Annotated in this window: 19 protein-coding genes; 10 read left to right on the forward strand and 9 right to left on the reverse strand. The window is 69.8% G+C overall.

Annotated elements, in window-relative coordinates:
- Positions 1-33: 33 nt before the first annotated feature.
- Together ubiM and N5D30_RS13175 are read right to left on the reverse strand one after the other, a co-directional pair.
- Entirely contained in the window at positions 34-1,206 is a 1,173-nt protein-coding gene (gene ubiM, locus N5D30_RS13170) for a 5-demethoxyubiquinol-8 5-hydroxylase UbiM (protein ID WP_279909348.1), read from the reverse strand.
- Between the two features lie 83 nt (positions 1,207-1,289).
- Positions 1,290-2,273: an AraC family transcriptional regulator gene (locus N5D30_RS13175; RefSeq protein WP_279909349.1), complete on the reverse strand. Its 984-nt coding sequence runs from the start codon at positions 2,271-2,273 to the stop codon at positions 1,290-1,292.
- A 140-nt stretch (positions 2,274-2,413) separates the two neighbouring features.
- Here N5D30_RS13175 and N5D30_RS13180 point away from each other — a divergent pair, with 140 nt between their 5' ends.
- Positions 2,414-3,337 carry an SdiA-regulated domain-containing protein gene (locus tag N5D30_RS13180; RefSeq protein ID WP_279909350.1) on the forward strand — a complete coding sequence of 308 codons (924 nt, stop codon included), beginning with the start codon at positions 2,414-2,416 and terminating at the stop codon, positions 3,335-3,337.
- A gap of 51 nt (positions 3,338-3,388) precedes the next feature.
- Here the strand turns inward: N5D30_RS13180 and N5D30_RS13185 are convergent, their stop codons facing one another.
- The 3 genes from N5D30_RS13185 to N5D30_RS13195 all read right to left on the reverse strand — a co-directional run bounded on the left by N5D30_RS13185 (position 3,389) and on the right by N5D30_RS13195 (position 6,911).
- The gene (locus N5D30_RS13185) at positions 3,389-3,721 is read right to left on the reverse strand and encodes a YegP family protein (RefSeq protein ID WP_220811314.1); all 333 of its coding nucleotides are present in this window, start codon (positions 3,719-3,721) and stop codon (positions 3,389-3,391) included.
- A 119-nt stretch (positions 3,722-3,840) separates the two neighbouring features.
- Positions 3,841-5,787, reverse strand: coding sequence for an autotransporter domain-containing protein (locus tag N5D30_RS13190; RefSeq protein WP_279909351.1), 1,947 nt, complete (start codon positions 5,785-5,787; stop codon positions 3,841-3,843).
- A 200-nt stretch (positions 5,788-5,987) separates the two neighbouring features.
- Positions 5,988-6,911: a LysR family transcriptional regulator gene (locus tag N5D30_RS13195; protein ID WP_279909352.1), complete on the reverse strand. Its 924-nt coding sequence runs from the start codon at positions 6,909-6,911 to the stop codon at positions 5,988-5,990.
- A gap of 87 nt (positions 6,912-6,998) precedes the next feature.
- On the opposite strand from N5D30_RS13195, the gene N5D30_RS13200 reads away from it, so the two are divergent.
- On the forward strand, positions 6,999-8,111 hold the full coding sequence (locus N5D30_RS13200) for an SRPBCC family protein (RefSeq protein ID WP_279909353.1): 1,113 nt from the start codon (positions 6,999-7,001) through the stop codon (positions 8,109-8,111).
- Between the two features lie 103 nt (positions 8,112-8,214).
- Here the strand turns inward: N5D30_RS13200 and rpiA are convergent, their stop codons facing one another.
- Together rpiA and N5D30_RS13210 are read right to left on the reverse strand one after the other, a co-directional pair.
- On the reverse strand, positions 8,215-8,886 hold the full coding sequence (rpiA, locus tag N5D30_RS13205; RefSeq protein WP_279909354.1) for a ribose-5-phosphate isomerase RpiA: 672 nt from the start codon (positions 8,884-8,886) through the stop codon (positions 8,215-8,217).
- A 64-nt stretch (positions 8,887-8,950) separates the two neighbouring features.
- On the reverse strand, positions 8,951-10,096 hold the full coding sequence (locus N5D30_RS13210; RefSeq protein ID WP_279909355.1) for a calcium-binding protein: 1,146 nt from the start codon (positions 10,094-10,096) through the stop codon (positions 8,951-8,953).
- A 181-nt stretch (positions 10,097-10,277) separates the two neighbouring features.
- Between N5D30_RS13210 and ilvA the strand changes: the two genes are divergently transcribed.
- From ilvA to N5D30_RS13230, 4 genes are read left to right on the forward strand one after another with little or no spacing between them, the layout of a single operon-like run.
- Entirely contained in the window at positions 10,278-11,792 is a 1,515-nt protein-coding gene (gene ilvA / locus N5D30_RS13215) for a threonine ammonia-lyase, biosynthetic (protein ID WP_279909356.1), read from the forward strand.
- An 11-nt stretch (positions 11,793-11,803) separates the two neighbouring features.
- Positions 11,804-12,244 carry a DUF2269 family protein gene (locus N5D30_RS13220; RefSeq protein ID WP_220811307.1) on the forward strand — a complete coding sequence of 147 codons (441 nt, stop codon included), beginning with the start codon at positions 11,804-11,806 and terminating at the stop codon, positions 12,242-12,244.
- Positions 12,244-13,500 carry an SDR family oxidoreductase gene (locus tag N5D30_RS13225; protein ID WP_279909358.1) on the forward strand — a complete coding sequence of 419 codons (1,257 nt, stop codon included), beginning with the start codon at positions 12,244-12,246 and terminating at the stop codon, positions 13,498-13,500. The genes N5D30_RS13220 and N5D30_RS13225 overlap by 1 nt, the downstream gene beginning before the upstream one ends.
- On the forward strand, positions 13,497-13,964 hold the full coding sequence (locus N5D30_RS13230) for a DUF2269 domain-containing protein (RefSeq protein ID WP_279909359.1): 468 nt from the start codon (positions 13,497-13,499) through the stop codon (positions 13,962-13,964). Before N5D30_RS13225 ends, N5D30_RS13230 begins: the two co-directional genes overlap by 4 nt.
- A 73-nt stretch (positions 13,965-14,037) precedes the next feature.
- Here N5D30_RS13230 and N5D30_RS13235 read toward each other — a convergent pair whose 3' ends face one another.
- Entirely contained in the window at positions 14,038-14,691 is a 654-nt protein-coding gene (locus N5D30_RS13235; protein ID WP_279909360.1) for an HAD-IB family hydrolase, read from the reverse strand.
- A 145-nt stretch (positions 14,692-14,836) separates the two neighbouring features.
- Here N5D30_RS13235 and N5D30_RS13240 point away from each other — a divergent pair, with 145 nt between their 5' ends.
- The 3 genes from N5D30_RS13240 to N5D30_RS13250 are packed head-to-tail and all read left to right on the forward strand — an operon-like array spanning position 14,837 to position 19,053.
- A complete protein-coding gene (locus tag N5D30_RS13240) occupies positions 14,837-15,316 on the forward strand; it encodes an RNA pyrophosphohydrolase (RefSeq protein WP_220811303.1) in 480 nt (159 codons plus the stop codon).
- A 22-nt stretch (positions 15,317-15,338) separates the two neighbouring features.
- Entirely contained in the window at positions 15,339-17,618 is a 2,280-nt protein-coding gene (gene ptsP, locus N5D30_RS13245; RefSeq protein ID WP_220811302.1) for a phosphoenolpyruvate--protein phosphotransferase, read from the forward strand.
- A 28-nt stretch (positions 17,619-17,646) separates the two neighbouring features.
- Positions 17,647-19,053: an FAD-binding oxidoreductase gene (locus N5D30_RS13250; RefSeq protein ID WP_279909361.1), complete on the forward strand. Its 1,407-nt coding sequence runs from the start codon at positions 17,647-17,649 to the stop codon at positions 19,051-19,053.
- Here the strand turns inward: N5D30_RS13250 and N5D30_RS13255 are convergent.
- On the reverse strand, positions 19,017-20,054 hold the full coding sequence (locus tag N5D30_RS13255) for an AraC family transcriptional regulator (RefSeq protein WP_279909362.1): 1,038 nt from the start codon (positions 20,052-20,054) through the stop codon (positions 19,017-19,019). The two genes, N5D30_RS13250 and N5D30_RS13255, sit on opposite strands and share 37 nt — an antisense overlap.
- 104 nt (positions 20,055-20,158) lie before the next feature.
- On the opposite strand from N5D30_RS13255, the gene N5D30_RS13260 reads away from it, so the two are divergent.
- Positions 20,159-22,540 (forward strand): penicillin acylase family protein, encoded by a 2,382-nt coding sequence (locus N5D30_RS13260; protein ID WP_279909363.1) that lies wholly within the window; start codon positions 20,159-20,161, stop codon positions 22,538-22,540.
- Positions 22,541-22,587: the final 47 nt, after the last annotated feature.

Raw genomic sequence — 22,587 nt, forward strand, 5'->3', positions numbered from 1 at the left:
ACGGCCGGTGCGCGCGGCGCACCCTACGGCGGGTCAGCCTCGCGCGGTGAGGTGCCGCGCGATGCCCTTGCGCAGCGGCAGGAGCCCCTGCGCCACGCGCAGGCCGGCGCCGCGCAGCAGCCTGGCCGGCAGGCGGTCGTTGGTGTAGACGTCCACCAGCAGGTTGGTGGCCTGGTACAGCGGCCAGGTCGCCAGGCGGTGCTGGCGCTCGTAGCGGGACAGCACCGCCGGCGCAGCGATGTCCTCGCCATGGGCGTGGGCGGCCAGCACGGCGTCGGCGAGGCGCTGCACGCTGCCCAGGCCGAAGTTGAGGCCGTGGGCGGTGACCGGGTGCATGCCGACGGCGGCGTCGCCGAGCAGCGCGCAGCGCGGGCCGACCAGGCGCTCGGCGTAGGCGCCGACCAGGGGATAGGCGCGGCGGGCGCTGACCAGCTGCATGGCGCCGAGGCGGCGGTCGAAGCGCTGTTCCATCTCCCGGGCGAAGGCCTCCTCGTCCAGTTCGCGCAGGCGTTCGATCTCGCGCGGCGGCAGGGTCAGCACCACGGACGACTGGTTGCCGTTGAGCGGCAGCAGGGCCAGGGTCTGGCCGTAGCCGAACCACTCCCAGGCCACCTGCTGGTGAGGTTTGTCGTGGCGCATGCGGCACACCAGCATGGTCTTGCCGAAGTCCTTGAGACGGGCGCCGATGCCGAGCTGACGACGAGTCTCGGAGAAGCGGCTGTCGGCGGCCACCAGCAGGCGCGTGCGCAGCGATTCGCCATCGGCCAGTTCCAGCTCCACTTCCCGGGCGTGGTGGCGGATCGCACGCACGCTCGTCTCGCAGCGCAATTGCACGTCGGCGCACTCGGCGACCGCCTCGAAGGCGGCGCGACGGATCGCCTGGTTGGCGACCAGATGGCCGAGGCGCTCGGCACCCGCCTGCTCGGCGCGGATTTTCAGGGCGAACAGCGAGGGGCCGTTGAACACCTGGGCGTCGCGCAGCACGGCGACATCCTCGGCGGGGAAGCGCCGCCACAGGCCGAGCTTCTCCAGCAGGGCCTGGGAGGCGTGGGTCAGGGCGATCTCGCGGCCGTCGAAGGCCGGGTCGGCCAGTTCCCGTTCCGCCTGGCGCTCCAGCAGGACGACGGACAGGCCGTGCCCGGACAGGGCGCGGGCCAGGCACAGGCCGGCCGGACCGGCGCCGATGATGGCGACATCGTGGATCATGAGCGGCTCCCGCAGCACTGACGATGTCCGCGAGTCTAGGCGCGGGAGTGCCGCCCGGTCTTGTCCTGGATCATGTCGCCGCCTCAGCGGCGCAGTTCGCTCGGCGCCAGGCCGCTCCAGCGCTGGAAAGCGTGGCGGAAGCTGGCAGTCTCGCTATAGCCGAGCTGCTCGGCGATCAGGTAGATCGGCATGTCGGTGTTGAGCAGCAGCTGGCGCGCCTTGTCGTAGCGCACCTCGTCGAGCAGGTGCTGGAAGCTGGTGTTGAGCTGCTGCAGATGGCGGCGCACGGTGCGCTCGGAACGGTGCAGGCGGGTGGCGACGCGCTCCAGACTGGAGCACTCGATCAGGTCGCCGGACAGCTGCTGGCGGATCAGGTCGCGCAGGTCGTGGCGGTTGTGCAGCTGCGCTTCCAGCTGCATGCACTGCTGCAGGCCGTGCTGGTGGCTGACCGGGTCGGCCAGCGGCAGCGGCCGCTCCAGCAGCGCCGGGTTGAAGCACAGGGCGTTGCAGCCGGCGTCGAACTCCACCGGGCAGCCGAGCCGCTCGCCGTAGCTGGCGGCATGGGCCGGCGCGCGGTAGGCCAGCAACAGGCGGCGCGGGCGCACGGATTCGCCGAGCAGGTCCTGCACCACGGTGAGCAGCGAGGCCAGGCACAGCTCGGTGTTGAAGCGCGACAGCGCGGGGTCGTAGCGGTAGCCGCCGGCGCTCAGCCGCACCTCGTCGCCGACCGGGCGCAGGTCGAGCTGGAAGTAGGTGCCGAGCAGCGCCGGATGGGCGATGGCCAGGCGCAGCGCGTCGCCCAGGTTGCGGCTGGCTAGCAGGGTGTAGCCGAGCATGCCGTAGGCCGAGACGTGCATGCGCTTGCCCAGCAGCAGGCCCAGAGCGGGGTCGGCACTGGCCGCCAGGGCGTTGCTCAGCACGCGCAGTTCCTGGGCGTGGTTGACCAGCCGGGTCGGGCTGGCAAGGTCGCCGGCCTGGATGCCGCTGCCCTCCAGCACCCGCTCGGCGGCGACGCCCATGCGCTGCAGGACCTGCACGGCCAGGGCGACCGTGTGCAGGGTGGTCAATACTCGCTCTTCCGGTAACACTGACATGACGGCCGTTTCCGCTGCGGTGGTATTCGGTAACTTCGGCCGGCGGCGCCTTCTTAAGGTTGAATTCAGCTGCGGCTGCTCTGATGCAGCACCCCTGATCCGGAACCCCATCCATGCGTCGCCTGACCCAAGCCCGCGTTCTGCTGCCCACCCTGGCGCTGCTCGTCCTCCTGGCCCTGCTGGTGGTGGCCCAGCAGTGGCGCCTGTTCGAACGCGGCTGGTTCATGGTGCAAGAATGGCGCCACACCGCCGAATGGCGGGACCGCTCGATCTGGCTGCCGGACTACCATGCCACCGTGCAGGCCAGGCCCATCGAGGGGCTGAGTTCCGATGTCTCCGCGCTGACCTTCGACCCGGACCGGCGCACGCTCTTCACCGTGACCAACAAGAAGCCCGAGGTGGTCGAGCTGTCGCTGGACGGCGCGATCATCCGCCGCGTGCCCCTGATCGGCTTCGGCGACCCGGAAGCCATCGAGTACATCAGCCGCGACCTCTACGTGATCACCGACGAGCGCCAGCAGCGCCTGTACCGCGTGCACCTGGACGACGACACCGACTTCGTCGACGCCGCCGACTCCGAGCAGCTGTCGCTGGGCATCGGCCTCAACGGCAACAAGGGCTTCGAGGGGCTGGCCTACGATCCGGTCAACCACCGCCTGTTCGCCGCCAAGGAGCGCGACCCGGTGACCATCTACGAGATCCACGGTTTCCCCCACACCCACCCGGACAAGCCGTTCGCCGTGCACGTGGTGGAGGACCCGGAGCGCGATGCGCGGCTGTTCGTGCGCGACCTGTCGAGCCTGCAGTACGACCAGCACAGCGGCCACCTGCTGGCGCTTTCGGACGAATCGCGCCTGGTGTTGGAGATCAATTCGGACGGACGGCCGATCAGCACCCTGTCGCTGCTGGGTGGCCGCAACGGCCTGGAGAAGGGAGTACCGCAGGCCGAGGGCGTCGCACTGGACGACCACGGCCGGCTGTACCTGGTGAGCGAGCCGAACCTGTTCTACGTGTTCGAGAAACAGGCGCAGCCGTAGGGCGGGTGCAACCCGCGCCGAACACCCACGCGGGTTTCACTCGTCACCCGCTCAGGCGTCGTTCTGCAGCACCGCGTCCGGCGCGTTCTTCTTCACCGACTCGATGCCGTTCTTGCAGCTGGCCTCGCTGGCGTACATCTGGCTCTGGCCGACCACCTGGCCGTTGGTGGCCTTGAGCACGAAGTAGCTCTTGCCGTTGCTGGCGTCCTTGATCTCGAAGGCACCCTCGCGCTGGGAGTTCTTGCGCACCGACTCGATGCCGTCCAGGGCCGACTGCTTGGCCTTGTACTGTTCGCTGCTGAGGATGATCTCGCCGTTGCCGGCATGCAGGTTGAAGTGGAACTGGCCGTTGCTGGCGGTTTTCAGGTGGAACTTGCTGGCCATGGATGGACCTCCGTGGGTGAATGGTCCGCTAAGCGTAGCCGCAAGCTGCCGCTTCGGTTGTTCGGGCGATCACGCTTGCGCGATCGGGCGGGACCGGGAACCGGCCCCGCCCACTCACCTCAGAACAGCCACTGGGCGCCGAGCGAGTAGCCGGTCTGGCTGCCCTCGTCGTGGCCCAGGCGACCGTTGACCTCCACGTACAGCCCCAGGCTGTCGCCGATCTGCAGCTGGCTGCCGAGGCGCGCGCGGCCGAAGCTGGTGTCCACGTCGCCCAGCTCGGCCACCCGCACCCGGCCGTCGGCGCGGCTGGTGAGGGCGATGTCTTCCAGGCGACCGTCGCCCAGTTCCTTGACCCAGGCCACGCTGGCGTACGGCAGCAGGCGCAGCGAGCCATCGAGCGCCACGCTGCCCTGCAGGCGCCAGCCGAGGCTGGCTTCGAGGCTGTCGTAGTCCTGTTCCTCGTAGCCCAGGGCGGTGCGGTCGGCGCCCTTCTCGGAGAAGTCGTCGATGCGGCTGTGGCTGTAGTCCAGGCCGGCGAAGGGACCGCTGCGCAGGTCGCCGAAACTGAAGTCGTAGCCGCCGAGCAGGCGCGCGCCCCAGGTCAGCGCGTCGGTATCGCCGGAGAAGCGCCGCTCCAGCAGCACCGGGCCGCCGTCGGCCTGGATGCGCAGGGCGCGCTCGCTGTCGAGGCGGGTGTGCGCCACGCCGAGGTCGGCGCCCAGCCAGGCCGGGCCGCCGTCGCTGAGCAGGGCGAAGGCGCCGAGGCGCCAGGCGTCGCTGTCGAGCTTGCCGCCATGCTCCAGGTCGTCGCGGCCGTTCTGGTAGCTCAGGCTGGCGCCCACCGACAGCAGCTCGCTCACCCGCAGGTCGCCCAGGGCGTGGATGCCGTAGCGCCGGGCCTCGGGATTCGGCGCCTCGTCGAAGCCGCTGTCCGGCGCGTACTCGCCGTCCACGCCGATCGCCCCGTCGAAGCTGCCGACCTCGCGCTGCATGGCCTGCAGCAGTTGCCAGCGCCGCTCGTGCAGCTGGCTCTGCGCCTGGTACTGGCGCTGCAGGTGGTCCTGCATGTTGCGCGCGGTGGCGCCGCCCGACGCGGCGGAGGCCAGCAGGTCGGCGTTGGTCAGCTCCAGCATCAGGCGGCTGAGCAGGCGCGAGTAGTCGCGCAGGCGCTGCTCGATGCGTTCCTCGCCGAAGGCGCCGACCAGCACGGTCTCGTTGTCCTCGACCGGGTCGTGCCAGGTCGAACCGCCGGGGATGGCCGGGTTGGTGGTCTGCTCGTAGCCGTCCAAGTCGCCGATGTCCCAGTTGGTCGACTCGACGTAGAGGATCGGCACGCCCAAGTCCTCGAACGCCTCGCCATCGCTGCAGCAGCCGGTGCCGACGGGGTAGTCGGGGTTGAGGCCGGGGTTGGCGCGCAGGTCGATGCCCAGCTCCCCGGCGATGCGCGCGGCGTGCTCGCGCAGGCTGGCCAGCTCCGGGTTGTCCGCGCTGTTCTGGCCGGCGTGGGCGTACATCATGTCGCCGGTGATCAGGCTGTCGATGTTGATCATCGCCAGCAGGTTGGCGCGCCGCGCGTCGTCCAGCGCGGCCACGTAGGCCCGGGAACCGCGCAGGCCCTCTTCTTCCGCGCCGAAGCCGACGATCTCCAGGCCGTTCTCCAGGCGCAACCCGGAGAGGTTGCGCGCCACCTCGGTCAGCACGCCCGCGCCCGAGGCGTTGTCGTCCAGGCCCTGCAGGGTCGGGCGGCCGAAGTAGGTGTCGAAGTGGGCGCCGATCACCACGTACTGGTCACTGAGGCCGGCGGCGGAGGCGATGACGTTCTGCGAGGTGCGGGTGCCGTCGTTCCAGCTGAAGTTCTGCCGGCCGAGCGCATAGCCGTCGCCCATGCGGGACTCCATCCAGTCGGCGGCGCCGGCGAAGCTGGCGGTGTCGCGGTAGCGGCCCGGGTAGTCGTGGATCAGCTTGTCGACGGTGCCGGCGGCGTGTTCGCCGAACTGGTAGGCGCCGGCCAGGGGTGCACAGAGCAGGCTGCCGAGGCTGACGGCGCGAGCGAGGGATTTGATCACTTCACTTTCCTTGTTGTTGGTTGGGAGAAAAACGACAGGAAAGCAATAGCAGGATGCGGGCCGGCAACCTGTCCGCGCAGACAGATTGACGCATGGGAAAAACTGCGGGTCGCCTGGCTGTAAGTTGTATCCGCCTGCTTACATGACCGGGCGGACACGGCGCACCGGATTGGCGCGAACGGGGTCCTTCCGGCCCCGAATCAGGCCTCGCCGGCGCGCAGTTCGCCGGCGATCTCCAGCAGCCGCTCGCGCAGCCAGCGCATGTTCGGCGAGCGGTCCTGGGAACGGTGCCAGATCATGCTGACCTGCACCGGCGGCAGTGCCAGCGGCAGCGGCGCCACCGCCAGGCCATGGCCGGCCGGCAGCTGGCGCAGCAGGTGGCCGGGCACCGTGGCCAGCAGGTCGGAGCCGGCGACGATGGCCGACAGCGGCATGTAGTTGGGCAGGTACACCTGCACCTGGCGGCGCACCTTGGCCGAGCCGAGCACGATCTCCAGCGGCGAGCCGCGGCCGTCGCGCGGCAGGATCGAGACGTGCCGGGCGCCCTGGTAGTCCTCCAGGCCCAGGCCGCCGTCGAAGGCCGGGTGGCCGCCGCGGCCGATGACCATCATCCGTTCCTCGTGCAGCGCCTGGTAGCACAGCTGCGGATCGTCGAAGTACAGGTAGTCGATGGCCAGGTCGAGTTCGCCGTCGGCCAGTTGCCGGACCATCTGCCGGGCGTCGTCGCTCTGCACCTGCAGGGTCCAGCGCGGCACCTCGGCGGCCAGCCTGGCGCTCAGCGCCGGCAGCAGGCTGGCCTGGGCGTAGTCGTTCATAGACAGGCGCAGGCGGTGCTCGCTGTCGCGGTCGACGGCGGTCTCGCTGCCCAGCCCGCGCTGCAGGATGCCCAGCGCCTGGCGGATCGGCACGTGCAGCGCCTGGGCCTGGGCGGTCGGCCGCAGGCCCTGGGCGGTGCGCACGAACAGCTTCTCGCCGAGCTGCTCGCGCAGGCGCGCCAAGGCGTTGCTCACCGCCGGCTGGCTGCGGTGCAGGCGCAAGGCCGCGCGCGACAGGTTCTGTTCCTGCATCAGGGCGTCGAACACCAGCAGCAGGTTCAGATCGAGCTGTTGCAAATTCCGGATCATGAATAAAGCTCTTTCTGAATATCCATTATACGAATGAAGATACAGCCTCTAGCCTGAGCTTTCATAGACCCGAGGGAGGGCGATGGCATGAGCTTCGACGTGCACACATTCCGCGAACGCTACCGGGCGGCGATCAGCCCCGGCTACAACCCCTGGCTGCACGCCGGCTTCGTCGCCCTGTTCGGCCTCGGCGTGGCGGCCGCCCTGCTGGCGACCGCGCAGGACATCGGGCCGTGGGAGTGGCTGGCGCTGCCCCTGACCCTGCTGTTCCTCAACTGGGGCGAGCATCGCATCCACCAGGGCCTGGGGCACCACAAGCGGCGCCTGGGCGCGATGTTCTACAAGCGCCACACCGGCGACCACCACAGCTTCTTCGAGGAGAGTCACATGCCCTTCGAGCAGGCGCGGGACTGGCGGGTGATCCTGTTCCCGGCCTGGCTGGTGGTGGTGCAGAGCGTCGGCGCCGTGGCCCTCTGGGCGGTGATCCGGCCGTTCAACCCGGAGCTAGCGGCCGTGGTCGGCGCCGGCTGGGTGCTGGGCTACCTGCTCTACGAGGTGCTGCACGCCTGCGAGCACCTGCCCGACAGCAACCCCGTCGCGCGCCTGCCCTGGGTCCGCCACATGCGCCACCTGCACGCCCTGCACCACCGCCGCGACCTGATGCAGGAGCGCAACATGAACATCGTGTTCCCGCTGACCGACTGGCTCTACGGCACCCTGCACTGGGAGCCGATGCCCGAGGCCGGCCTGGTCCGCCAGCAGCACGTGGTGGACCTGAGCGGCACGCCGGAGGCGGTGCTGGACTACGCCCGCGACGCCAGCCACTGGCCCGAGTGGCATCCCTCGTCCAAGGCCATCTACGGGGTGAGCGGGCCGCTGCCGGCGGGCGCGACCTTCGAGGAGGACATCGAATCCGCCGGCCGCCTCGGCCATATCGCCTGGCGCGTCACCGACTACCAGCCGGGCCGGCTGTGGTGCGCCGAGGCGGAGGACGCCCAGGGGCGCTTCTGGCTGCGGGTCACCTACCTGTGCGCGCCGCTGGCCGGCGGCACCCGCTTCGAGCGGCGCATGGAGTACCGGGTGAATGGCCGGCTGCTGCGCCTGCTCGACGCGCTGTTCCTGTCCCGCAGGACCGAAAACGAGTCGCGCCAGTCGCTGGTCGAACTCAAGCGGGCCTGGGAGGCGCGCGCCGGCGCCTAGCCGAACGAATGGTAGGAGCGAGCTCTGCTCGCGAAGTGTTGGTGGCGCCTGTATTCGCGAGCAGAGCTCGCTCCTACACCGTTCCCCGACGGCGCGTGGGCGCTCAGCGCTCCAGGCGCTTCACGCCCTCGGCGGTGCCGAGCAGCAGCAGGTCGGCCGGGCGCGCGGCGAACAGGCCGTTGGTGACCACGCCGACGATGGCGTTGATGTCCGCTTCCAGCTTCACCGGGTCGACGATGCTCATGTTGTGCACATCGAGGATGATATTGCCGTTGTCGGTGACCACGCCCTCGCGGTACACCGGGTCGCCGCCCAGCTTCACCAGCTGGCGCGCCACGTGGCTGCGGGCCATGGGGATGACTTCCACCGGCAGCGGGAAGGCGCCGAGCACCGGCACAAGCTTGCTGCCGTCGGCGATGCAGATGAAGGTCCTGGCCACCGCCGCGACGATCTTCTCGCGGGTCAGGGCGGCGCCGCCGCCCTTGATCAGGTGCAGGTGCTCGTCGCTCTCGTCGGCGCCATCGATGTAGAACTCCAGTTCGCTGACGCTGTTCAGGTCGTACACCGGGATGCCGTGGCCCTTGAGCCGCGCGGCGGTGGCCTCGGAGCTGGCGACGGCGCCGTCGAAGGCCATCTTGTGCCGGGCCAGGGCGTCGATGAAGAAGTTGGCGGTGGAGCCGGTGCCGACGCCGATCACGCTCTTGCTGTCGAACAGGGGGAGGATGTGGTCGACGGCGGCCTGGGCCACCGCCTGCTTGAGCTGATCCTGGGTCATGACGCTTCTGCCGGGCTGGAAAAGCGCGATTATAGCCGCGCTGCCGGCCCGGCCGCAGCGCTTCTCATCCGCCCGCGCGCGCCAGCACGGCGCCGGCGGCCAGCGCCAGGCCCAGCAGGCCATCGGCCGCCGGCTCGGGCGCCGCGCCGGGGCAGCAGTGGCCCGGCGTGCTCAGGCTGGCCTGGGGCGGGGCCGCCGCCGGCAGTCCCATGCGCTGGCGCACGGCGGCCTCGTCCAGCACGGTGCCGTCGTCGAAGCGGATCTTCTCGACCACGAAGGCCCGGTCGAGGAAGTAGTTGTCGATGACGATACGCTGCTCGTTGTCCAGCTCGACGATCAGGTCGCCGGGCGGCCCGCCGCTGAAGCGCACGTAGGCCGGGTCCACCGCGCCGCGGATGTGCAGGGTATCGAGGTTGCCCGGGGTGGTGTCGTAGTCGTGGATGCGCTGGTCGCCGAAATCGCCGCTCACCACCAGGTCGACCTGGTAGTAGTCGTCGCCCGGCCCGCCGTACAGGCGGTTCCAGCGGTTGCCGCCGAGGAACATCGGCTCGGAGGTGCCGCCGTTGAGCAGGTCGCCGTGGCGGCTGCCGATCAGCAGGTCGTTGCCGCCGCGCCCGGACAGGTAGGTGGGCCGGTCCGCCGCCACCAGGCGGTTGGCCTGCTCGTTGCCGGTCAGGCGGATCAGGTTGCCGGTGTAGGTCGGCGGGTTGTCGGCGCTGCGGCCGAGCGCCATGAGCGGGTCGATGTGGAAGTTGCGCAGCACCTGTTCGTCCGTCACCACGGTGGAACCGAAGCGGAACACCTCGATGCGGAACGCGGGGTCGAGGAAGAAGTGCCGCACCACGACCACGCCCGGCTCGCCGTTGAGGCCGATCAGCAGGTCGTCCTGGTAGCGCTCGAAGGGGCCGAACGACTCCAGGCTCTCGTCGATGATCAGGGTGTCCATGTTCTGGTTGACCCAGGACGGGCTGGGGTCGAAGTCGAGAATCTCGTCGCGCCCGCCGGCGTTCAGGTCGTAGGTGTAGTAGTCGCTGCCCAGGCCGCCGTACAGGCGGTTGTGGCCGGCGCCGCCGACCAGCGAGTCCGAGCCGGGGCCGTCGATCAGGACATCGTCGCCGTCGCCGCCGAGCAGGCGGCTGGGTTCGGGGTGGGCGACCAGCAGGTCGTTGCCGGGCGTGCCGGGCACGAGTACGCGGGAGGGAACGGCCATGGCGAATCCTCATGGAGTGGAGTGTGGGGGAGGCACGCCACTGCACAAAGGGGCCTGAGCGGACTGACTGGCGCAACGGCGGAAGATTCCGCGCCACCGGTCGGCTCGCCCGGGTGGCCGCGTCCGGCGTCGCCGGAGTAGACTCCCCCTCTCCCTCCTTCCCTGCGCCGTGATACCCGTGATGCTCGAACCGTACATGAAGAAGATCCTCACCTCGCGCGTCTACGACGTCGCGGTGGAAACCCCGCTGCAACCCGCCCGCCAGCTCACCGAGCGGCTGGGCAACCAGATTCTGCTCAAGCGCGAGGATCTGCAGCCGGTGTACTCGTTCAAGATTCGCGGCGCCTACAACAAGCTGGCCCAGCTCACCCGCGAAGAACTGGAGCGCGGCGTGGTCACCGCCTCCGCCGGCAACCACGCCCAGGGCCTGGCCCTGGCCGCCAAGCACCTGGGGGTGAAGGCGACCATCGTCATGCCGCGCACCACCCCGGAGCTGAAGGTGCAGGGCGTGCGCTCGCGCGGCGGCAAGGTGGTGCTGCACGGCGACGCCTTCCCCGAGGCCCTGGCCCATTCGCTCAAGCTGGTGGAAGAGAAGGGCTATACCTACATCCATCCCTATGACGACCCGCTGGTGATCGCCGGCCAGGGCACCGTGGCCATGGAAATCCTGCGCCAGCAGCCGGGCCAGCTGGACGCTATCTTCGTGCCGGTCGGCGGCGGCGGCCTGGTCGCCGGTATCGCCGCCTACGTGAAGTACCTGCGCCCGGAGATCAAGGTGATCGGCGTCGAGCCGGACGACTCCAACTGCCTGCAGGCCGCCATGGCCGCCGGCGAGCGCGTGGTGCTGCCGCAGGTCGGGCTGTTCGCCGACGGCGTGGCGGTGGCACAGATCGGCCAGCACACCTTCGACATCTGCCGGCAGTACGTGGACGAGGTGATCACCGTCAGCACCGACGAAATCTGCGCGGCGATCAAGGACATCTACGACGACACCCGCTCGATCACCGAGCCGGCCGGCGCCCTGGCCGTGGCCGGGATCAAGAAATACGTGGAGCGCGAAGGCCTGCGCGATCAGGTGCTGGTGGGCATCGACTCCGGCGCCAACATCAACTTCGACCGCCTGCGCCACGTCGCCGAGCGCGCCGAGCTGGGCGAGAAGCGCGAGGCGATCATCGCCGTGACCATCCCCGAGCGGCCGGGCAGCTTCAAGGCCTTCTGCGAGGCGATCGGCAAGCGCCAGATCACCGAGTTCAACTACCGCTACCACACCGACCGCGAGGCGCACATCTTCGTCGGCGTGCAGACCCACCCGGAGAACGACCCGCGCGCGGCGCTGGTGGACAACCTGCGCGAGCAGGGCTTCCCGGTGGTCGACCTGACCGACAACGAGCTGGCCAAGCTGCACATCCGCCACACCGTGGGCGGGCACGCGGCGGCGGTGTCGGACGAGGTGGTGTTCCGCTTCGAGTTTCCCGAGCGGCCGGGCGCGCTGTTCAACTTCCTCAACCGCCTGGGCGGGCGCTGGAACATCACCATGTTCCACTACCGCAACCACGGCGCCGCCGACGGCCGCGTACTGGCCGCCCTGCAGGTGCCGGCGGACGAGCGCCACCAGATTCCGGCAGCCTTCGACGCCATCGGCTATCCCTACTGGGACGAAACCGACAACCCGGCGTACAAGCTCTTCCTCGGCTAAGGAACACGGTGATGGAACACTACCAACTGCTGAAATACGCCCACCTGATCCCGGCCGTGCTGATCCTGGCGGGCTTCGTCGCCCACGTCTTCATGCTGTGGAAGGCCAACCGCTCCGGCGACGCCGCGGTGCTGGCCCGCAAGCTGCGCGTCACCCGCCTGTACAGCCTGCCGGCCATGGGCCTGGTGGCGCTGTCCCTGCCGGTCAGCGGCTGGTGGCTGGTGCACACCGTGGGCTGGCCGCTGGGCGCCAGCTGGCTGCTGTACAGCGCGGTGCTGTTCGGCCTGCTGGTGCTGTTCGGCCTGCTCCTGCACGGCCGCCTCGGCGCCTGGCAGGCGGCGGCAGGCGGCGCGGTGCCGACCAGGCTGCTGCGCTTCGTGATCGCCTACGCGGCGCTGATGCTGATCCTGCTGCTGGCGATCTTCGCCCTGATGGGGGCCAAGCCGGCCTGATGCGCATCCTGCTGGTCGGAGCCGGCGGTTTCATCGGCCGGCATCTGCTCGACGCCCTGATCCTGACCGGCCACTCGGTGGTGGCCACCCGACGCGGACCCGATGCGCCCGCGCTGCCCGGCGTGGAGTGGCGCTCCCTCGACCTGCTGCGACTGGACGCCTTCGCCTGGCCGGAGGGCGTCGAGCTGGTGATCAACGCCAGCGGCGAGCTGTCCACCGACACGGCACACATGGAGCACCTGCAGCGCGAGGGCGCCATCGCCCTGTTCGAGCTGGCCCGACGGCATGGCGCCGCGGTGCTGCAGATTTCCGCCCTGGGCGCCGGCGAGCACCCCGACCTGCCCTTCCTGGCCAGCAAGGCGGCGGCCGACCGGCACCTGCTCGGCCTCGGCATCCCCGCCGTGGTGCTGCGTCCCTCGCTGGTCGTCGGCCCCGGCGGCGCCAGCAGCGGCTGGCTGCAGCGCCTGTCACCCTTGCCGCTGGTGCCGCTGCTGGGCAATCGGACCAGGCTGCAGCCCCTGCATGTCGACGATCTCTGCGCGGCGGTGCTGGCGCTGCTGCGGCGCTGGCCGGCGCAGCCGACCGTGCTGCCGCTGGTGGGACCGCAGGCCCTCACCCAGGGCGAGCTGATCGACGTGCTGCGCCAGGCCCAGGGCTGGCGACCGGCACGCTACCTCACCCTGCCGGCCCCGCTCGCCGGGCTCGGCGCGGCGCTGGGCGAGCGCCTGGGCTGGCAGGCGCTGAACCGCCAGACCCTGCGCCTGAGCCACCACGACAACCTGGCCGATCCGGCGCCGCTGGAGGATGCCTGCGGCTACCGCGCCGCCCCCCTGGCGAGCCGCCTGTGCCACTGGCCGCAGCCGGCGCAGAGCCTGACCCTGGCCTTGCAGCCGCTGGTCCTGCTGGTGCTGGCACTGATCTGGCTGGGCACCGCCGTGGTCTGCCTCGGGCCGGGCTTCGACTGGGGCCTGCGGATCATGGCGGAGGCCGGCGTCGACGGCCTCCCCGCGCGCCTGGCGGTGATCGCCGGCGCCCTGCTGGACGGCGCGCTGGGCCTGGCCCTGCTGTGGCGGCGCTGGCGTGTCCGCGCCCTGCAGGCACAGATCGGCCTGATGCTGGTCTATAGCCTGGTCATCAGCCTGCTGCTGCCCCACTACTGGTTCGATCCGTACATGGCGCTGGGCAAGAACTTCGCGGTCCTGCTGCTGAGCCTCTGGCTGCTGGGCCTTTCCGCCTCAACGACGAGACACCGATGAGCCTGTACCTGCTGCTCAAGACCCTGCACATCCTCTCCTCCACCCTGCTGTTCGGCACCGGGCTCGGCTCGGCCTACTACGCCCTGCGCGCCTGGCGCAGCGGCGAGCTGCAGGTGATCGCCACCACCTTCCGCCACCTGGTCACCGCCGACTGGCTGTTCATCGCCACCACGGCGGTGTTCCAGCCGCTCTCCGGCCTGGCCCTGGCGAAGCTGGCGGGCTGGCCGCTGAGCCAGGCCTGGCTGCTGTGGAGCGCAGGGTTGTTCGTGCTGGCGGGGCTGTGCTGGCTGCCGGTGCTGTGGCTGCAGATGCGGGTGCGCGACATGGCCAGCCAGGCGCTGCGCGACGGCACCGACCTGCCCGCCCGCGCCCACCTGTACATGCGCATCTGGTTCGCGCTGGGCTGGCCGGCCTTCGTCGCGTTCATCGCCATCTTCTGGCTGATGGTGGCCAAGCCGCTGTAGATCGGCGGTTCTACGCGGGTTTCACCCGCCCTACATGACCGTAGGGCGGGTGAAACCTGCGTGACACCTCGACTCAGCGCAGGCTGATCACCGGCCAGCCGCGCTCGATGGCGATGGCGCGCAGGGTGTCGTCCGGGTCGACCGCCACCGGGTGGGTCGCCGCCTGCAGCAGCGGCAGGTCGTTGCGCGAGTCGCTGTAGAAGTAGCTGCCGTCCAGGCTCAGGCCGGTCTCGGCCAGCCACTGGTTCATGCGCGTCACCTTGCCGTCCTGGTAGCAGGGCACGCCGGCGACCCGGCCGGTGTAGAGGCCGTTCTCCATGCCGCATTCGGTGGCAATCAGCGTCTCCACACCCAGGCGGGCGGCGATCGGCGCGGTGATGAAGCGGTTGGTGGCGGTGATGATCACCAGCCGGTCGCCGGCCTCGCGGTGCTCGCGCAGCAGGGCCTCGCCCTTGGCCAGGATGATCGGCTCGATCACCTCCGTCATGAACTCCGCCTGCCAGCGCGCCAGTTCGGCGGCCGGGGTGCGGCTGAGAATGGCCTGGGTGAAGCTCTGGTAGGCCACCACATCCAGCTGGCCGGCGCAGTAGTCGGCATAGAAGGCATCGTTGCGCGCGCGGTACTCGGCGGCGTCGACCCGGCCGGTCTCGCAGAGGAATTCGCCCCAGCTGTGGTCGCTGTCGCCGGCGAGCAGGGTGTTGTCGAGGTCGAAAAGGGCGAGGCGCACGTCGTGATACCTGGTTCGCAATGGCCGGAAGGGGCGCCAGAATAGCCGCTTTCAGCGCCGCTGCCCATTGCTGGAACCGCGCGTTTGCTGCGCCCGCGGGCTTTGTGGAACAATGCCGAAACATGCGTTTTCGAGGTGTTGTGCCGTGATCGATTCCGATGGTTTCCGCCCCAATGTCGGCATCATCCTGACCAATGATGTCGGCCAGGTCATGTGGGCGCGGCGGATCAATCAGGATGCCTGGCAGTTTCCCCAGGGCGGGATCAATCCCCACGAGTCCGCCGAGCAGGCGCTGTACCGCGAGCTGAACGAGGAAGTGGGCCTGGAACAGCAGGACGTGAAGATTCTCGCCTGCACCCGGGGCTGGTTGCGTTATCGTCTGCCCCAGCGCCTGGTGCGCACCCACAGCCAGCCGCTGTGCATCGGGCAGAAACAGAAGTGGTTCCTCCTGCGCCTGGTCGGCGACGAGAGCCGGGTGCGCATGGACCTGACCGGCAAGCCTGAATTCGACGGCTGGCGCTGGGTCAGTTACTGGTACCCGCTGAACCAGGTGGTGACGTTCAAGCGCGAGGTCTACCGCCGCGCCCTGAAGGAATTAGCCCCGCGCCTGCTGACGCGCGACTGACGAAGGAGTTCGATAGCGAGCCATGCTCAACACCCTGCGCAAGATCGTCCAGGAAGTGAACGCCGCCAAGGATCTCAAGGCGGCGCTGACGATCATCGTGCAACGGGTGAAGGAGGCCATGGGCAGCCAGGTGTGCTCCGTCTATCTGCTCGACGCCGATACCAAGCGCTTCGTCCTGATGGCCACCGACGGCCTCAACAAGCGCGCCATCGGCAAGGTCAGCATGGCCCCGAACGAGGGCCTGGTCGGCCTGGTGGGCACCCGCGAGGAGCCGCTGAACCTCGAGTTCGCCTCCGAGCACCCCCGCTACATGTATTTCCCCGAGACCGGCGAGGAGCGCTACGCCTCCTTCCTCGGCGCGCCGATCATCCACCACCGCCGGGTGATGGGCGTGCTGGTGGTGCAGCAGAAGGAGCGCCGCCAGTTCGACGAGGGCGAAGAAGCCTTCCTGGTCACCATGAGCGCCCAGCTCGCCGGGGTCATCGCCCACGCCGAAGCCACCGGCTCGATCCGCGGCCTCGGCAAGCAGGGCAAGGGCATACAGGAGGCGCGCTTCGTCGGCGTGCCCGGCTCCCCGGGTGCGGCCGTCGGCAGCGCCGTGGTGGTGCTGCCGCCGGCCGACCTCAACGTGGTGCCGGACAAGTCGGTCGACGACATCGAGGCCGAGCTGGCACTGTTCGGCAAGGCCCTGGAATGGGTCCGCGAGGACATGCAGGAGCTGTCCGCGAAGCTCGCCAGCCAGCTGCGCAAGGAAGAGCTGGCACTGTTCGACGTGTACCTGATGATGCTCGACGACAATGCCCTCGGCAACGAGGTGCGCAAGGTCATCAAGACCGGCCAGTGGGCCCAGGGCGCCCTGCGCCAGGTGGTCACCGAGCACGTTTCCCGTTTCGAGCTGATGGACGACGCCTACCTGCGCGAGCGCGCCAGCGACGTGCGCGACCTCGGCCGCCGCCTGCTTGCCTACCTGCAGGAAGAACGCAAGCAGAGCCTCGTCTACCCCGACAACACCATCCTGGTCAGCGAGGAACTGTCGCCAGCCATGCTCGGCCAGGTGCCGGAAGGCAAGCTGGTCGGCCTGATCTCGGTGCAGGGCTCGGGCAACTCCCACGTGGCCATCCTGGCCCGCGCCATGGGCATCCCCACGGTGATGGGCGTGGTCGACCTGCCCTACTCCAAGGTCGACGGCATCCAGCTGATCGTCGACGGCTACCACGGCGAGGTCTTCACCAACCCCAGCGAGCTGCTGCGCAAGCAGTACGCCGAGGTGGTCGAGGAAGAGCGCCAGCTGGCCCAGGGCCTCAACGCCCTGCGCGAACTGCCCTGCGAGACCCTGGACGGCCAGCGCATGCCGCTGTGGGTCAACACCGGCCTGCTGGCCGACGTGAAGCGCGCCCAGGAACGCGGCGCCGAAGGCGTCGGCCTGTACCGCACCGAAGTGCCGTTCATGAACGGCGAGCGCTTCCCCAGCGAGAAGGAACAGCTGGCCACCTACCGCGAGCAGCTGGCCGCCTTCCACCCGCTGCCAGTGACCATGCGCACCCTCGACATCGGCGGCGACAAGGCCCTGTCCTACTTCCCGATCAAGGAAGAGAACCCCTTCCTCGGCTGGCGCGGCATCCGCATCACCCTCGACCACCCGGAGATCTTCCTGGTCCAGGTGCGCGCCATGCTCAAGGCCAGCGAGGGCCTGAACAACCTGCGCATCCTGCTGCCGATGATCTCCGGCATCCAGGAGATGGAAGAGGCGCTGCACCTGATCCACCGTGCCTGGGGCGAGGTGCGCGACGAGGGCGTGGACATCCCCATGCCGCCGGTGGGGGTGATGATCGAGATTCCCGCCGCCGTCTACCAGGTGCGCGAACTGGCGCGCCAGGTCGACTTCATCTCGGTCGGCTCCAACGACCTGACCCAGTACCTGCTGGCGGTGGACCGCAACAACCCGCGGGTCGCCGACCTCTACGACTTCCTCCACCCGGCCGTGCTGCACGCGCTCAAGCTGGTGGTCGACGGCGCCCATGCCGAAGGCAAGCCGGTGAGCATCTGCGGCGAGATGGCCGGCGACCCGGCGGCGGCCGTGCTGCTGCTGGCGATGGGCTTCGACAGCCTGTCGATGAACGCCACCAACCTGCCCAAGGTGAAGTGGCTGCTGCGCCAGATCAGCTCCACCCGCGCCCGCGAACTGCTCAGCCACCTGATGGCCATCGACAACCCGCAGGTGATCCACAGCAGCCTGCACCTGGCCCTGCGCAACCTCGGCCTGGGCCGCGTGATCAACCCGGCGGCGACCATCCAGAGTTGATCCGCCGGGCCGCGAACAAGGAATGTTCATGCGCCTCCTGCTTGTCCTCCTGATTCTCCTGGGTCTTCCGGCGCTGGCCGACGAGACGGTCAACGACGTCACCGGGCTCAACCCGATCAGGGTCGAGCGCGTCCTCGCTCCCACCGATATCGAGCAGATAGTCGCCGCGGTGAAGCACCATCCCGGCCCGATCAGCATCGGTGGCGGGCGCTTCAGCATGGGCGGCCAGACCGCCACGGATGGCGCCCTGCAGCTCGACATGCGCGACTTCGACCAGATCCTCGAGTTCTCCGCCGAGCGCCGCGAGATCCGCGTGCAGGCCGGCATCACCTGGCACGCGATTCTCAAGTACGTCGATCCATACGACCTTTCGCCGCAGATCATGCAGTCCTACGCCAACTTCACGGTCGGCGGCTCCCTGTCGGTCAACGTGCATGGCCGCTATGTCGGCGAAGGCCCGCTGATCGGCTCGGTGCGCAGCATCCGCCTGGTACTGGCAGACGGCAGCCTGGTGGACGCCAGCCCGCAGCAGAACACCGAGCTGTTCCATGGCGCCATCGGCGGCTACGGCGGGCTCGGGGTGATAGTCGAGGCCACGCTGGGCCTGGTGGACAACAGCCGTATCGCCCGCGAGTCGACGGTCATGCCGCTGAGCCAATACCGCGCCTGGTTCGACCGCGAGGTCCGCGGGCAGAGCGACCTGGTGCTGCACAACGGCATCCTTTACCCGGACAGCTTCGACACCGTGCGCGCCGTCTCCTATCGCCGCACCAGCGCCGCACTGACCGAGACGGCCAGGCTCACGCCCGCCGGCCGCAGCTACCACCTGCAGCAGGCCGGCATCCGCCTGACCAGCGCCTCGCGCACCGGCCGCATGCTGCGCGAGGCGGCACTGGACCCGCTGCTGTTCCGCGGCGCCAAGGTGCAATGGCGCAACCACGAGGCCAGCCTCGACGTGCGCGAGCTGGAGCCCATCTCGGGGCCGGACTTCAGCTTCGTGCTGCAGGAGTACTTCGTGCCGCCGGCGCAGCTGGAGCGCTTCGTCGGCGAACTGGCGCGGCTGAGCGAAAAGCACCAGGCCAACCTGATCAACGTATCCATCCGCCACGCCAAGGCCGACCCCGACACACTGCTGGCCTGGGCACCGGAAGAGGTATTCGCCCTGGTGCTCTACTACCGCCAGGGCAGCGATACGACAGAACGGACACGGGCCGCGGCCTGGACCCGCGAACTGATCGACGCCGCGCTGGCCTGCGGCGGGCGCTACTACCTGCCCTACCAGATCCACGCCAGCCGCGAACAATTCCTCGCTGCCTACCCGCGCGCGCCCGAGTTCTTCGCCCTCAAGCAGCGGCTCGACCCCGGCTACAAGTTCCGCAACCGGCTGTGGGACGCTTACTACGCCCCCTCCTCCAGCATCAGCTTGGCCCGGTAGGCGTCCGGCGCGATGCCGTACCAGCGGCGGAACGCCCGGTAGAAGGGCGACAGCTCGGCGAAGCCGCAGGCCCGCGCCACGTCGCGGATCGCCAGGCCCGTGCGCAGCAGTTCGTGGGCGCGGGACTGCTGGATCGCCTCGCGCACCTGGCGCAGGTGGCTGCCCTGGGCGGCCAGGCCGCGCTGCAGGGCGCCAGGGGGCATGCCCAGTTCGGCGGCGCAGGCGCGCAGGGAGCAGTCGGCGCGGCCCAGGCGCACGCCGATCAGGTAGCTCAGACGGTTGAGCAGATCGTTCTCCACCAGTTCGGCCAACTGGGTCTCCGCGTGCTGCCAGAGCAGGCGGTGCAGACCGGGATTGGCGTTGCGCGACGGCCGTCTGAGCAGCGCGGCGGGGAACCACAGAGCGTCGTGTTCGGCGGCGAAGCAGGGCAGCAGGCCCAACAGCCGGCGATGCTCACTCACCCGGGCCGGCCGCGGGTGGCGGAAGTCGAGGCCGTCGATGCGGAATTCGTCGTCGGTGATCAGCCGCAGCAGCTTGATGAACAGCAGGGCCAGGCATTCCATCTGCTGGCGCAGCGGGCCGAAGCCGCGGTAGTTGAGGTCCAGCACCAGGCAGGCGCGCTCGTCCTCGACGCGCAGCTGGGCGACGAAGCCGCCGGCGAGGATGTGCTGGAAGCGCAGGAAGCTGTCCACCGCCTGCTGCAGGTCGCGGCTGGACAGCAGCAGGTAGCCGACCACGTCGAGCAGGCGCGGCTTCATCACCTCACCCATGTGCAGGCCGATGTCCGGGTCGCCGGTCAGCGCGTCGGCAGCCAGCCAGAACAGCGGCGCCTCGTCGTGGCTGAGGCGCCCCTCGGTCGGCGGCGGCACCAGGCGGCGGTTCTGGTTGGTGCGCCGGTAGATGGTCACGGGGTCGTGGCCCAGTTCGGTCAGGGCCTCGTAGAGCAGGCGGCGCAGGGTCGCGGAATGGGTCAGCGGCGTGGTGCCGAGGTGCGGGTTCATGGGCGCTCCTTGTTTGACCGGAGAATTCCAGCACGCGCATCCCCGGTCAATGTCGCTGGCCGAAGCGCTGCGCAGAATGGCCGCACTACAACAAGGAGCGCGTCATGAAACGCAGTCTGACCTTCCTCGCCGTGGCCGTCGCCGCGGCGGCCGCCGGCGGCGCCTGGTACGTCCACGGCAAACTTCCCGTACGCGACGGCAACCTGCCGCTGGCCGGCCTGCAGGCGCCGGTCGAGGTACGCTACGACGAGCGCGGCGTGCCGCACATCCGCGCGCAGAACGAACTCGACCTGTACCGCGCCCTGGGCTTCGTGCACGCTCAGGACCGCCTGTTCCAGATGGAGATGCTGCGCCGCCTGGCGCGCGGCGAGCTGGCCGAGGTGCTGGGCGCCAAGCTGGTCGACACCGACCGCCTGTTCCGCACCCTCGGCATCCGCCAGCACGCCGACCGCTACGCCCAGGGCCTGGACCGCGAGAGCCCGTCGGTGAAGGCCCTGCTGGCCTACCTGGACGGCATCAACCGCTACCAGGACAGCCGCCCGGCGCCGGTGGAGTTCGACCTGCTGGGCATCGAGAAACGCCCCTTCACCCTCGAAGACACCGTATCCGTGGCCGGCTACATGGCCTACAGCTTCGCCGCCGCCTTCCGTACCGAACCGGTGCTGACCCACGTGCGCGACAACCTGGGCGGCGACTACCTGCGCGTGTTCGACCTCGACTGGCACCCCGGCGGCGCGCTGGCGCAACGCCTGGGCGGCGAGGACTGGCAGGCGCTCAACGACTTGGCGCGGCTCAGCCAGCAGGCGCTGGTGGAGGCCGGCCTGCCCCAGTTCGAGGGCAGCAACGCCTGGGCCGTCGCCGGCAGCCGCACCGCCAGCGGCAAGCCGCTGCTGGCCGGCGACCCGCACATCCGCTTCGCTGTGCCGGCGGTGTGGTACGAGGCGCAGCTGAGCTACCCCGGCTTCGAGCTGTACGGTCACCACCAGGCGCTCAACCCCTACGCCTCGCTCGGTCACAACCGGCAGTTCGCCTGGAGCCTGACCATGTTCCAGAACGACGACCTCGACCTGATCGCCGAGAAGGTCAACCCGAACGATTCCGGGCAGGTCTGGATCGACGGCCGCTGGGTCAGGCTGGAGAGCCGCGAGGAAACCATCAGGGTCAAGGGCGGCGAAGACGTGACCATCACCCTGCGCCGCTCGCCCCACGGCCCCATCGTCAACGACGCGCTCGGCGCCACGCCGGGCAAGACGCCGATCGCCATGTGGTGGGCCTTCCTGGAGACCGAGAATCCGATCCTCGATGCCTTCTACCAGCTCAACCGCGCCGACACCCTGGCCAAGGCCAGCGCCGCCGCCGCGAAGATCCATGCGCCGGGCCTCAACGTGATCTACGCCAACGCCAGCGGCGACATCGGCTGGTGGGCCGCCGGCAAGCTGCCGCGTCGCCCGGCCGGGGTGAACCCGAGCTTCATCCTCGACGGCGCCAGCGGCGAGGCGGACAAACCCGGCTACCTGCCGTTCGCCGCCAACCCCCAGGAAGAGAATCCGGCGCGCGGCTACATCATCTCCGCCAACTACCAGCCCGACTCGCCCACCGGCGCAGCCATCCCCGGCTACTACAACCTGGCGGACCGCGGCGCGCGCCTGGACCAGCGCCTGGCCCAGCCGGACATGAAGTGGGACACCGCCAACAGCCAGGCCCTGCAGCTGGACGACGGCACCGGCTACGGCCCGCGCCTGCTGGCGCCGATCCTCGACGACCTGCGCGCCGCTGCGGCGGACGAGGACGAGCGCGCCCTGGTCGAGCAACTCGCCACCTGGAACGGCGGCCATCCGCTGGAGTCGGTCGCCGCCACCCTGTTCAACCAGCTGACCTTCGAGCTGGTCAACCAGGCCATGCACGATGAGCTGGGCGACGCCTTCTTCGACAGCCTGCTGCAGACCCGCGTGCTCGACGTGGCGCTGCCGCGCCTGACCGCCGACGCCGCCTCGCCCTGGTGGGACAGGCGCGGCACCGAGGCCGTGGATAGCCGCGCCGACACGGTCAAGGCGGCCTGGCAGGCGAGCATCGCCCACCTGCGCCAGACCTTCGGCCCGGACAGCCGGCAGTGGACCTGGGACCAGGGTCACAGCCTGACCCACCAGCACCCGCTGGGCACCCAGAAGCCGCTGGACAGGCTGTTCAACGTCGGCCCCTTCGCCGTGCCGGGCGGCCACGAGGTGCCGAACAACCTGTCGCACCGGGTCGGCCCGGCGCCCTGGTCGGTGGTCTACGGCCCCTCGACCCGCCGCCTGATCGACATGGCCGATGCCAGCAAGGGCCTGGGCATCAATCCGGTCGGCCAGAGCGGCGTGCCGTTCGACCGCCACTTCGCCGACCAGGCCGAGGCCTACGTCGCCGGGGAGTACCTGCCGATGCGCTTCGCCGAGGACGATGTGCGCGCCAATACCCGCGGCACGCTGGAGCTACGGCCAGCACCGTAGGGTGCGCCACGCGCACCAGAGCCATGCACGGGGTTGCCGGTGCGCAC

The sequence above is a fragment of the Pseudomonas sp. GD03875 genome, assembly GCF_029840585.1.
GTDB lineage: Bacteria > Pseudomonadota > Gammaproteobacteria > Pseudomonadales > Pseudomonadaceae > Aquipseudomonas > Aquipseudomonas paralcaligenes.

Coding starts and splice junctions, on each gene's coding strand:
- ubiM (WP_279909348.1), bottom strand. CDS start 1,206: ATGATCCACGATGTCGCCATCATCGGCGCCGGTCCGGCCGGCCTGTGC.
- N5D30_RS13180 (WP_279909350.1), top strand. CDS start 2,414: ATGCGTCGCCTGACCCAAGCCCGCGTTCTGCTGCCCACCCTGGCGCTG.
- N5D30_RS13185 (WP_220811314.1), bottom strand. CDS start 3,721: ATGGCCAGCAAGTTCCACCTGAAAACCGCCAGCAACGGCCAGTTCCAC.
- N5D30_RS13195 (WP_279909352.1), bottom strand. CDS start 6,911: ATGATCCGGAATTTGCAACAGCTCGATCTGAACCTGCTGCTGGTGTTC.
- N5D30_RS13200 (WP_279909353.1), top strand. CDS start 6,999: ATGAGCTTCGACGTGCACACATTCCGCGAACGCTACCGGGCGGCGATC.
- rpiA (WP_279909354.1), bottom strand. CDS start 8,886: ATGACCCAGGATCAGCTCAAGCAGGCGGTGGCCCAGGCCGCCGTCGAC.
- N5D30_RS13210 (WP_279909355.1), bottom strand. CDS start 10,096: ATGGCCGTTCCCTCCCGCGTACTCGTGCCCGGCACGCCCGGCAACGAC.
- ilvA (WP_279909356.1), top strand. CDS start 10,278: ATGCTCGAACCGTACATGAAGAAGATCCTCACCTCGCGCGTCTACGAC.
- N5D30_RS13220 (WP_220811307.1), top strand. CDS start 11,804: ATGGAACACTACCAACTGCTGAAATACGCCCACCTGATCCCGGCCGTG.
- N5D30_RS13225 (WP_279909358.1), top strand. CDS start 12,244: ATGCGCATCCTGCTGGTCGGAGCCGGCGGTTTCATCGGCCGGCATCTG.
- N5D30_RS13230 (WP_279909359.1), top strand. CDS start 13,497: ATGAGCCTGTACCTGCTGCTCAAGACCCTGCACATCCTCTCCTCCACC.
- ptsP (WP_220811302.1), top strand. CDS start 15,339: ATGCTCAACACCCTGCGCAAGATCGTCCAGGAAGTGAACGCCGCCAAG.
- N5D30_RS13250 (WP_279909361.1), top strand. CDS start 17,647: ATGCGCCTCCTGCTTGTCCTCCTGATTCTCCTGGGTCTTCCGGCGCTG.
- N5D30_RS13255 (WP_279909362.1), bottom strand. CDS start 20,054: ATGAACCCGCACCTCGGCACCACGCCGCTGACCCATTCCGCGACCCTG.
- N5D30_RS13260 (WP_279909363.1), top strand. CDS start 20,159: ATGAAACGCAGTCTGACCTTCCTCGCCGTGGCCGTCGCCGCGGCGGCC.